The organism is Acidocella sp., from assembly GCF_052326845.1.
In the GTDB taxonomy this organism is placed as follows: Bacteria; Pseudomonadota; Alphaproteobacteria; order Acetobacterales; family Acetobacteraceae; genus Acidocella.
Window position 1 is genome coordinate 1 of record NZ_JBKQJR010000117.1, and the last position, 11,219, is coordinate 11,219.

General features: G+C 64.7%; 10 protein-coding genes. 4 read left to right on the plus strand and 6 right to left on the minus strand.

Annotated features, from left to right (window positions below; translation table 11 throughout):
- Positions 1–462: RcnB family protein (locus ACLPJJ_RS07660; protein ID WP_443590358.1), on the plus strand; the 462-nt coding region annotated here is incomplete at its 5' end.
- Positions 463–510: 48 nt separating this feature from the next.
- Here the strand turns inward: ACLPJJ_RS07660 and ACLPJJ_RS07665 are convergent.
- The 4 genes from ACLPJJ_RS07665 to ACLPJJ_RS07680 form a co-directional block, all read right to left on the minus strand.
- A complete protein-coding gene (locus tag ACLPJJ_RS07665) occupies positions 511–1,215 on the minus strand; it encodes a hypothetical protein (protein WP_443590359.1) in 705 nt (234 codons plus the stop codon).
- Positions 1,212–3,614, minus strand: coding sequence for a Lon protease family protein (locus ACLPJJ_RS07670; protein ID WP_443590360.1), 2,403 nt, complete (start codon positions 3,612–3,614; stop codon positions 1,212–1,214). The genes ACLPJJ_RS07665 and ACLPJJ_RS07670 overlap by 4 nt, the downstream gene beginning before the upstream one ends.
- Positions 3,615–3,694: 80 nt before the next feature.
- Entirely contained in the window at positions 3,695–5,359 is a 1,665-nt protein-coding gene (locus ACLPJJ_RS07675) for a long-chain-fatty-acid--CoA ligase (protein WP_443590361.1), read from the minus strand.
- A gap of 185 nt (positions 5,360–5,544) precedes the next feature.
- Positions 5,545–5,748, minus strand: a complete 204-nt coding sequence (locus ACLPJJ_RS07680) for a cold-shock protein (RefSeq protein ID WP_443590362.1) — start codon at positions 5,746–5,748, stop codon at positions 5,545–5,547.
- 345 nt (positions 5,749–6,093) lie between these two features.
- On the opposite strand from ACLPJJ_RS07680, the gene acs reads away from it, so the two are divergent.
- A complete protein-coding gene (gene acs / locus ACLPJJ_RS07685) occupies positions 6,094–8,028 on the plus strand; it encodes an acetate--CoA ligase (protein WP_443590363.1) in 1,935 nt (644 codons plus the stop codon).
- Positions 8,029–8,063: 35 nt separating this feature from the next.
- Here acs and ACLPJJ_RS07690 read toward each other — a convergent pair whose 3' ends face one another.
- Both ACLPJJ_RS07690 and ACLPJJ_RS07695 read right to left on the minus strand, forming a co-directional pair.
- Positions 8,064–9,074, minus strand: coding sequence for a WD40 repeat domain-containing protein (locus ACLPJJ_RS07690; protein WP_443590364.1), 1,011 nt, complete (start codon positions 9,072–9,074; stop codon positions 8,064–8,066).
- 28 nt (positions 9,075–9,102) lie between these two features.
- On the minus strand, positions 9,103–9,294 hold the full coding sequence (locus ACLPJJ_RS07695) for a hypothetical protein (protein WP_443590365.1): 192 nt from the start codon (positions 9,292–9,294) through the stop codon (positions 9,103–9,105).
- Between the two features lie 106 nt (positions 9,295–9,400).
- Here ACLPJJ_RS07695 and ACLPJJ_RS07700 point away from each other — a divergent pair, with 106 nt between their 5' ends.
- Together ACLPJJ_RS07700 and ACLPJJ_RS07705 are read left to right on the plus strand one after the other, a co-directional pair.
- Positions 9,401–10,780 (plus strand): aspartate aminotransferase family protein, encoded by a 1,380-nt coding sequence (locus tag ACLPJJ_RS07700; RefSeq protein ID WP_443590366.1) that lies wholly within the window; start codon positions 9,401–9,403, stop codon positions 10,778–10,780.
- On the plus strand, positions 10,777–11,148 hold the full coding sequence (locus ACLPJJ_RS07705) for a hypothetical protein (RefSeq protein WP_443590367.1): 372 nt from the start codon (positions 10,777–10,779) through the stop codon (positions 11,146–11,148). The genes ACLPJJ_RS07700 and ACLPJJ_RS07705 overlap by 4 nt, the downstream gene beginning before the upstream one ends.
- Positions 11,149–11,219 lie beyond the last annotated feature (71 nt).

Genomic DNA, 11,219 nt, shown 5'->3' on the forward strand with positions numbered 1-11,219 from the left:
GGTGCGGGGCCCGAGGCGCCGGCGCATGCGGGACAGCAAACGCCACCCGGCCAGCATAATAACGGTATGAGCATGCACAACGAGTCTCAAGGCGCACCGTCCCAACATATGGGTACGGGGCCCGGGACGCCGGAGCATGAGGGACCGCAAGCGCCGCCGGGCCAATATCATAACAACCAGTATCATAATGACCAGTATTATAATGGCCAGTATCATAACGATATGGACAATCACGAGGAATCTCCCGGCGAACCGGGCCATGGGCCATATTCCAGCGGCCACCAGTGGCATCATGGCGACTATTACCATGGAAATCGTTACGTCGTCGGGAATTGGCAGCATTACCATCTCCGCCAGCCGCCCTACGGTTATGAATGGGTGCAGGATGGTGACCAGTTCGTGTTGATCGCCATTGCCACCGGCATCATTACCGACGTCATCCTCAACGCGATGAACCAGTAGCCTTCAGGGCCCGCGTCGATCTTCATGGCGCGAGGCGCTTCCGTTCCGCTATGCCGGACGTTTTAGGACCAGCACCGGCACGCGCCTAAGCGTTGCCAGGGCAAGCAGGGCGTCATCCGGCAGGGCTTGGCGGCTGATGACGATTAGCCGGGTCTCGGGTGGCATGAGCGCGTGGCCGCGCCCGTGCACATCGAAGCTCATCGCCGTTTCTCCGGCGGCGTGCGCCAGGGTGGAGGCAACCTCCAGCGCCGGGTCGTCGCCGGACTCCGCCAGGGTGATGACCGGGCCGCGCCGGGGCTTGGCGTTACCGGGCACGATCAGCACCGCGGCGGCGCTTCGCAGCGCCTCGTCCAGCGCCGGGGCGCAGGATTCCCCCAGGCACTCGGCATAGCGCAGCACCGCGATGTCCTCCTCCGGGTGGAACCCGCCGGTCTGGTCCTCGACGATCTCGAATCGCCGGGGCGCGGACCCGGCGGCGCGCTGAAACAGCCGGCGCGCGGCGGCGGCGGCCAGCTCAAGGTCCTGGCTCGTGCGGTCCGGGTCAAGCCGATGCCATTCGCGCTCCATCGGGCGGAACTCCCTGGCGAAGGGGAGCTGCGCCAGATTGACCAGGCCTGAAGCGGGGATGAAGCGGCCGAACAGCTCCAGCCCCATCGCCGCGGCAAGCTCGCTGGCCAGTGCGATGACCGACAGGTCGGTGGCGCTACGGTGCAGGTCGATGACGACCCGCTTGAACGTCCACCGCGTGGTCATGGCGTGTCGGGCTCCGGTTTGGGCTTGGCCTCGGACGCGCCGAACCGCTGGCGGATCTTGGCGAAATCCTTCAGCCGCTGCTCCACCCGGCTGTTCAGGGCCTCGGCGGAGAGGCCGGTGAGCAGGGTGATGCCCTCATCCGCGGTGGTTATGGGGTAGATGGCGAATTGCCCGGCCGCGCAGGCATCCACCACCTCCTGCCGCAGCATCAGGTGCCGCACATTGGCCACGGGGATGGCGACACCCTGCGTGCCGGTAAGCCCGCGCTTGCGGCAGATGTCGAAGAAGCCCTCGATCTTTTCGTTCACGCCGCCGATCGCCTGGATCTCGCCATGCTGGTTGATCGAGCCGGTGACCGCGATGTCCTGGCGCAGCGGTGCTTCGGCCAACGCGGAGAGCAGGGCGTACAACTCGGCCGAGGAGGCGCTGTCCCCCTCCACCCCGCCATAGGATTGCTCGAACACCAGGCTGGCGAAGAGCGACATCGGCGCGTCCAGCGCGTAGCGCCCGGCCAGGAAGCCGGAGAGGATGAGCACGCCCTTGGAATGGATCGGCCCGCCGAGCTTTACCTCGCGCTCGATGTCGATGACATTGCCCGAGCCGGGGCGCACGCGGCAGGTGATGCGCGTCGGCCGGCCGAAGCGGAACCCGCCCAGTTCCATCACGCTCAGCCCGTTGATCTGCCCGACATGCTGGCCGGTGGTTTCGATCAGCGCGACATTATCAAGGATCATCTCCTGGTCGCGGTCGCGGATGCGCGAGGCGCGCCAGACCTGCTGGTCCAGCGCGTATTGCACATCCTGCTGCTCGATCCGCTTGCGCCCCGATTGCGCCGCCCAGTGGTCGGCTTCCACGATCAGGTTGCGGATCTCATCCGTCACCAGCGTCAGCTTGCCCGCATCGTCGGCGAGGCGCGCCGCCTGCTCGATCACCAGCGCCACGGCATCGCGCTGCAGCGGGCGCAGCCTGTCCTGCATCGCCATGGCGGCGATGAGTTTGGCGTAGGCGGCCTCGCTCTTCGCCGAGCGTTCGAAATCATCCTCAAAATCAGCGAGGATCTTGAAATGCTCGCTCATCTCCGGGTCATGCTGGGTGAGCAGGTAGTAGAGGATACGTTCACCAAACAAAACGACTTTCAGGTCGAGCGGGATCGGGTCCGGCTCCAGCGTCACCGTGCTGGCGAGGCCGAGGAAATGGCTGACATCCTCGATGACGATTTCGCCGCGCTTGAGCACGCGCTTCAGCGCCGTCCAGCTGAACGGCTCGGCGAGCAAGGCGCGCACATCCAGCAGCAGATAGCCGCCATTGGCGCGGTGCAGCGCGCCTGGCTCGATCAGCCGGAAATTCGTGACCAGCGCGCCCTGCATCGAAAGATACTCGATGCGGCCTGTAAGATTGCCGAGCGTTGGGTGCAGCTCCGAGATGATGGGCACGCCGCACGTCTCGGGATCGTTGGCAACGAACACATTGACATCGTAACGGTCGAACGGCCCGCCCGGCGAGGGGCTCGGCGCCGGTCCGTCCTCACCCTCGCCTTTTGCGACGAACATGCCGACATTGTCGACCAGATCCCGCCGCACGGCTTCGAAATGCGCCAATACCTGCGGCAGGTCGGCGAATTTCGCCTTGGTCTCGTCGATCAGCCGGCCAACGGCGAAATTCGCGGTGTCGCGATTGAGCTTGTGGATCTCCTCTCGCCGCGCCTTCTCCCAGGCGGGGATCTGCTGCACGACATGCTCGAGCTCCTTCTCCATCTCGTGGATGGATTGTTCGACCTTCAGCCGCGCCGCTTCGTCCCAGCTGTGGAATTCATCCGGCGAGACCACCTGGCCGTTCTTCGTGGGCGCGAAGGCGAAGCCGAGCGGCGTGCGCAGCAGCACAAGCCCGCGCGCTACCGCCTTGTCGTTCAATTCCTTGAAGGCCTCGGCTTGCTTTTTCTGGAATGCCTCGTCCATCGCGCCGCGGCGCTTCTGGTGGTCCTCGCTCTCGAACGCCGCCGGGAGCGTCGCCTTCAGATCCTCGATCAGCTCGCGCAGCGCGGCGCTGAATTTCACCGCGCGCCCGGCGGGCAGGCGGATTGCCACCGGCTTGTGCGGCTCGGTGAAGTTGTTCACGTACACCCAGTCCGGTGGCGCCTCGCGGGTCGCGGCGGCCTCGCGCAGCATGGTCTCCACTGCCTGCTGCATGGCCAGGCCCGGCTGGCCGATGGCGAACAGGTTGAAGCCGGGCCTGGTGATGGCGCTGCCCAGCCGCACGGCGCCGAGCGCGCGCTCCTGCCCGGTGAAGCCGTCGAACGGTGTCAGTTCCGCAGTGGACTGGAAGACGAGGCTGGCAAGGTCAGCGGGGCGGCGCAGGCGCTCCGGCGGAAGAGGGGTGGCGTGGCTCGTGTCGGACAACATCGACCTCCCGGCATGGCGCGCGAGCGCTCGTTACGGCACCAACCTATAGCCCCGGCGCCCGCGCAACCAATTGACCGGGGTCAAGTAGTCCCGGGCTGTGTCCGCGCCGCTTCCTCCGCCACCAGTTCCTTCTTGGAGAGCTTGCCGACCATGGTCTTGGGCAGGCTGTCGCGGATTTCCACCTTCTTCGGCATTTCGATCGGGTTCAGCTTGTCGCGCAGGAAGTTCAGGATCTCCTCTCCCGTGGCGTGCTGGCCCGGACGCAGCGCGACATAGAGCTTGGGGCTCTGGCCGCGATAGGCGTCGGGGATGCCAATGGCGATGGCGTCCTGCACCGCCGGGTGCTGATAGGCTGCTTCCTCGATCACCCGCGGATAGACGTTGAAGCCGCCGCAGAGGATCACGTCCTTGATGCGATCGACGATGAAGAGGTAGCCATCCTCGTCGAGATAGCCGATATCGCCGGTGCGGAGCGCGCCATGGGTAAACACGTAGGCGGTTTCTTCAGGCTTGTTGTAGTAGCCGCGCATCACCTGCGGCCCGCGGGCGCAGATCTCGCCGCGCTGGCCCTGCGGCAGGATGATCTCCGGGTTGGCCGGATCGCGGATTTCCAGAATCGTGCCGGGCACGGCAGGGCCGACGCTGCCGGGCTTCGCCAGTTCCACCCGGTTGAGCGTGAGCACGGGAGAGGTCTCGCTCAACCCATAGCCTTCCAGGATGCGGCTGTTGGAGAGGCGCTCGAAGCGCTGCATCACCTCCAGCGAGAGCGGCGCCCCGCCGGAGAAGCAGAGCTTGATGAAGCTGAGATCCGTGCGGCCGGCAGCCTCGGCGGCATTGCCGATCGCGGTGAAGAGCGTGGGCACGCCGGGCACGATGGTCGGCTTGCGCTTGTAGATAATGCTCATCAGCTGCTTCGGGTCGGGCTTCGGCAGCAGCAGCAGCTCGGCACCCATGGTCAGGCCGAGATTCATGATAGCCGTCATGGCGAAGACATGGAAGAACGGCAGCACGCCTAGCATGCGCTCCGCCCCGCGCTCCAGATTTGGCAGTGTCGCCGCCACCTGCTGCACGTTCACGGTGATATTGGCATGGGTGAGCATTGCCGCCTTGGGCGTGCCGGTGGTGCCGCCGGTGAATTGCAGCACGGCGATGTCCTGCTCGGGGTCGATTTCCACCGGGGCGGGCTGGGCCGGGCCCTTCAGCAGCTGCGAGAATTCGACATAAGGCGCGTGGTTTGGCACCGTGCCCAGATCCTTGCGGCGGAACAGCCGCAGCGCCAAGCCCTTCAGCGTGGGCAGCGCCTCCGTCAGGCGGCAGACGATGACCCGCTTGAACAGGCCCTGCGACACCAGCTGGCTGACCTTTTCATGGATCGGCGCGGCGTCGAGCGAAACGATGATGTCCACGCCGCAATCGCGCACCATGGTTTCCATTTCGCGCGCGGTATAGAGCGGGTTGAAATTCACCACCGTGCCGCCGGCCTTGAGGATGGCGTAGTACATGATGATGGAATAGGGCGTGTTGGGCAGGCAAAGCCCCACGTTGACGCCCTTGGTGACGCCGAGATTCTGCAACCCGGCGGCGGCCCGGTTGGCGAGGGCGCCGATCTCGGCATACCGGTACCGGCGGCCGAGAAAGTCGATAGCGTATTTCTGGCTGAATTGTTGCACAGCGGCATCCAGCATGTCGCCCGCGGCCGTGGGCTTGAAGCTGAGCGCCATATTCTGCGCGCTGAAGTGATTCATTCGTTTCCTCGTTGCTTTTTATCCGGGATGAGCCAGCCGCATGGCCGGTCAGACCCCGTGTGCCCGTGGTTATGATGCAGTTACCGGACACGAAATAAAGCTAGCGGGGAAGCAATGCCAAGGCAAACGAAAACAACGGGGCTCAGCTGGCCCCGTTGCCAAATTTCAGCGCCTGCGTTTGCGGGTCAGACGGCCTTCAGGTTGATGGCGGCGGCCTTGCCGCGCTCCATGGCGATTTCGTAGGAGACCTTCTGCCCCTCGTTCAGCCCGCGCAAGCCAGCGGACTGCACCGCGGTGATATGCACGAACACATCCTTGCCGCCATCCTGCGGCACGATAAAGCCATAGCCTTTAGTGGTGTTAAACCACTTCACGGTACCGGTAGCCATTAGGTCCTCGTCGCTCCTCAAAAGAATTAACCCCGGGCCGCGCCAGGCCAAAGGGCAACCGGGTTGTGCCAGTCTTGCATGCGTCCGGTCGCCAGGAGCGCGTATTCAAGTCAAGCCGCGGTCGATTGCGGATTAAAATTGGCACAGAAATAGGCGGTACTGTCAACGATTTGTTGACCTTTCCCGTGGCTTCCGCCTCCGCCGGAGGGGGGTATTCACACAAGCGCAACAATCTCGGGCAGAATTTGCCTGGAAAGGATTGTTGCAGATTGGACCGCTCTTTTTGTTTGGCTGAGGCTTTGCCATAATGAGCCCAATGCCAAAATGAAAAGACGGAGGAAATTAATGTCGGATGCCGAAATCGTCCCGGTGAAGCCGGAAATCGCCGCGAATGCGCTGATCACGCGCGAGACATACGATCTGATGGCCGCCAGGGCGGTGGCCGAGCCGGAGGCGTTCTGGGCCGAGGAATGCAAACGCATTACCTGGATCAAATCCCCCACCCGGATGAAGAACACCTCCTTCCACGGCGATGTCTCGATCAAATGGTTCGAGGATGGCACGCTGAACGCGAGCGCCAACTGCCTGGACCGGCATCTGGCCGAGCGCGGCGACCAGGTGGCGATCATCTGGGAAGGCGACGACCCGAACATGGCCACCACGGTGACCTACCGTGAGTTGCACGAGAAGGTCTGCCGCCTGGCCAACGCGCTCACCGTCCAGGGCGTGAAGAAGGGCGATGTTGTGACCGTCTACCTGCCGATGGTGGTGGAAGCCGCGGTGGCGCTGCTCGCCTGCGCGCGCATCGGCGCCATCCACTCCGTGGTGTTCGGCGGCTTCTCGCCCGACAGTCTCGCCAACCGTATTCAGGACTGCAATTCCATCGCCCTCATCACCGCTGATGAAGGACGCCGTGGCGGCCGCAAGGTGGCGCTGAAGGCCAATGCCGACGAGGCGCTGAAAACCTGCCCGAGCGTGAAGACCGCGATCGTGGCGAAGCTCACCGGCGGCGACGTGGCGATGCAGCCGGGCCGCGACGTATGGTACGAGGAGATCACCGCCGCAGCCTCGCCGCAGCACACCCCGGTGGAGATGAACGCCGAGGACCCGCTGTTCATCCTCTACACCTCCGGCTCCACCGGCAAGCCGAAGGGCGTGCTGCACACCACCGGCGGCTACATGGTGTGGGCGAGCTTCACGCATCAATACGTGTTCGATTACCACCCCGGCGAGGTCTATTGGTGCACGGCGGATGTCGGCTGGGTGACCGGCCACACCTATATTGTGTACGGCCCGCTGGCGAACGGCGCGACCACGCTGATGTTCGAGGGCGTGCCGAACTATCCGACCACCTCGCGCTTCTGGGAAGTGGTGGACAAGCACCAGGTCAACATCTTCTACACCGCCCCCACCGCCATCCGCTCGCTGATGCGCGACGGTGAAGCCCCGGTACACAAGACCTCCCGCAAATCGCTGCGCATCCTGGGCAGCGTCGGCGAGCCGATCAACCCCGAGGCCTGGCATTGGTATGACCGCGTCGTCGGCGAGCATCGCTGCCCGATCGTGGATACCTGGTGGCAGACCGAAACCGGCGGCATTCTCATCTCGCCGCTGCCCGGCGCCACGCCGCTGAAGCCGGGCTCCGCCACCTGGCCGCTGCCCGGCGTGCGCCCGATCCTGGTGGATGGCGAGGGCAACGAACTGCATGGCGAGACGGAGGGCAATCTCTGCATCGCCGATAGCTGGCCCGGGCAGATGCGCAGCCTGTACGGCGACCACGCCCGCTTCGTGCAGACCTATTTCTCCACATTCAAGGGGCTGTACTTCACTGGAGACGGCGCGCGGCGGGATGCCGACGGCTATTACTGGATCACCGGGCGCGTGGACGATGTGATCAACGTCTCCGGCCACCGCATGGGCACGGCCGAGGTCGAGTCCGCGCTGGTGTCGCATGAGGCCGTGGCCGAGGCCGCCGTTGTCGGCTTCCCGCATGACCTCAAGGGCCAGGGCATCTACGCCTATGTGACGCTGGTGGCGGACGTGGAGCCGAGCGAGGCGCTGCGCAAGGAGCTGGTGGCCTGGGTGCGGCGCGAGATCGGGCCGATCGCGGCGCCGGATGTGATCCAGTGGGCGCCGGGCCTGCCGAAGACCCGCTCGGGTAAGATCATGCGCCGCATCCTGCGCAAGATCGCCGCCAACGAGACGGAGAGCCTGGGCGACACCTCGACCCTGGCCGACCCCGGCGTGGTCACCGATCTGGTGGAGAACCGCGCTGGTTAAAACCCTACTAGGCCGGAGGCAAAACCTCCGGCCTTTTAGTTTCGGGCGAAGGTCACCAGCGCGACGAAGCCGGTTTCCGTGCCGATGGCGAGATGCGTGCCCGTGGCGTTCCACGCCAGCGCCGAGACCACGCCGCGTCCCGGCCCGCAGATGGGCACCACCTGCTCGCGGTTGACGTCGATGATCAGCACCATGCCTGTGTCGAACCCGGCGGCCACCACCTCATGCTCCGGGTGGCAGGCCACGCGTTTGACGATGCCATCCCCCATGCCCAGCTCCTTGGGAGCCTTGCCCATCGGCCCGCCGCCGAAGAACGGCCACAGCACCACGCTCTCCGCTCCCGCGGTGGCCAGCCAGCGGCCGGATTTGGTGAAGCCCAGGGATTCAGCCTTTGCCGGGTAGCCGGACATGCGCATGTGCTTGCCCTCGGGCAGGGTCCAGCCATGCAGCGCGTTCTCCTGCATCGTGGTCACCAGCGCCTCGCCATTCGGGTGCAGCGCGATGCCGGTGTGGCTGCCCTTCCATTCCAGCACCTTGGGCGCCGAGGCCGAGGCGGTGAACCACAGCGACGCGCCATTATAATGTGAGGCGGCGAGGCGCTTGCCCTTGGCGTCGAACACGATGCCGGTGACGGTGGAGGGGTGCGCCAGCTCGCGCAGCTTTTCCCCGGCGCCGGTGAACAGATGCACGGCCTTGCCCACGGCGGCCGCGAGATAGGAGGTCTTGCCGGCGAAGGACGCGACCTGCTCCACCCATTTGGAGCCGAATTTCTGGATCTCCGCCGCCTCGCCCCCAATGGTGCGCATCAGCCGCCCGTCATCGCCGCCCGAGAGGAAGCCGCCCAGCGGATGCGGGCACAGGCTCAGCACCGCGCCCTGATGCGCGGTCACGGTGGTGAAATCGCCACCGGCGCCGAGGCGGAGCGTGCCGTCGCCCAGCGCGAAGCAGGGCTGGCCATTGGCGGGGTCGAAACAGGCGGCGGTGACATAGGCGCCGAATGCGGCGCTCTGCCCCCTGGTGTTCAGCAACTGGTCGAGATCGGACATGGCGTATTAACTGCCCAAGCCCGCCCTTTCACGCAATAGACACGCCGGAATTGAGCAATTTCAGCCGATGGCTTAAGGTTCTTGGCGGCGTAGCGATAAAGAAGTAATAAAAATTTCTTGAAACCGTTGTGCCGCCATGCCAAGCTTTAAGAATGGTTTTGGCAGCCACATTCCCCGAGCCCAAGCTTAAAGCGGAGTTGCTGCTGCTCTGCGCACGCATCGGATTCAGCCCTCCCCGCGTCTGACGGCCTGTGTTTGTGACCCGTGCGCGGTAGCGCGGCGGGATTTTGGCGATTCAGACCAGATTATTGGGGAAACATCAGAAAATGTTGGATGACATCAACGTGGCCGCGACTCTTCAGGAGCTCGACGCGGCGCATCATTTCCACCCGTTCACCGACCATAAGGACCTGCATGCCCGCGGCGTGCGCGTGATCACCTCGGCTGAGGGCGTGTTCCTGTACGACGACAAGGGCAACAAGATCCTCGACGGCATGGCCGGGCTGTGGTGCGTTGCCGCCGGTTACGGCCGCCAGGAGCTGGTCGAGGCTGCCGCCACGCAAATGGCGAAGCTGCCGTACTACAACACCTTCTTCAAAACCACGAACGAGCCGGCTGTCCGCCTGGCCCAGCGGCTGGCGCAGATCTCGCCGGAGGGCATGAACCACGCCTTCTTCGCCTGTTCGGGCTCCGAGGCGGTGGACAGCGCGCTGCGTACCGCGCGCGTGTACTGGCAGACCCTGGGCAAGCCGAACAAGAAAATCATCATCGGCCGCGAATACGGCTATCACGGCTCCACCACGCTCGGCGCCTCGGCCGGCGGCATGGAGGACATGCACCGCCAGGGCGGTGACATGCCGAACTTCGTGCATGTGCTGCCGCCTTACTGGTACGGCAAGGGCGGGCAGATGAGCCCGGAGGAGTTCGGCATCTATGCCGCCAGGCAGGTGGAAGCCAAGATCCACGAGCTGGGCGCCGAGAATGTCGCCGCCTTCATCGGCGAGCCGATCCAGGGTGCTGGCGGCGTGATCATTCCGCCCGAAACCTACTGGCCCGAGATCAACCGCATCTGCAAGGAGAACGACATCCTGCTGATCGCCGACGAGGTGATCTGCGGCTTCGGGCGCACCGGCAAGATGTTCGGCTCCGACTATTTCGGCATCAAGCCGGACATGATGACCATGGCCAAGGGCATCACCTCCGGCTACCTGCCGCTCTCCGCGGTGATGCTGCATGACCGCGTGGCCGAGGTGATGATCAATGAGGCGGGCGAGTATTATCACGGCTTCACCTATTCGGGGCATCCGGTTTCCTGCGCCCTGGCGCTGAAGAATATCGAGATCATCCAGAACGAGGGGCTGGTTGCCAGCGCCACGACCAAGGGCGAGTTGCTGCGCGCCAAGTTGAATGAGGCGCTGGGGGATTCCCCGCTTGTGGGCGAGATCCGCGGCGTGGGGCTGATCGGCGCGATCGAGCTGACGGCGGACAAGCGCACGCGCAAGTCCTTCGGGAAGAAGGGGCGCGTGGGCACGATCTGCCGCGATTTCTGCATCGAGAACGGGCTGATCATGCGCGCCGTGGGTGACACCATGGTGTTCTCGCCGCCGCTTACCATCTCCGAGGACGAGATCGACCTCATGGTCCGCCTGGCCAAGAAATCCATCGACCAGACCTATGACGTTGTGAAGTCGGAGGTGGCATCTTGAACGTGGTTGCCGATACCGAAGGCGCGGCGAAGGCCGCGCTGATGGCGCAGAGCGATTTCGTTGAGGCGTTCATCGTCGATGTGAATGGCGTGCTGCGCGGCAAATGGCTGCAGCCGGGCAAGTCGAAGACTCTGTTCGGCCCGGGCCTTGCCATTCCCCGCTCGGTGTTCCTGCTCGACATCTGGGGCAACGATGTGGTGGAGGACGGCATCGCCCAGGAATCGGGCGATCCGGACGGGCTCTGCACTGCCGTGCCGCACACCATTACGCGCATGCCCTGGGCCGAGGGCAACACCGCCCAGGCCCTGCTGACGATGCGCGAGTCCAAGAAGGAGCCGACCGCTCGACAAGCCCGACCAAGGCGCTGAGAAGGCACCCGATGACCACGCCGGCGATCAGCGCGACATAGGTCTCCGCGATAATGAGCCTGCCGACCAGG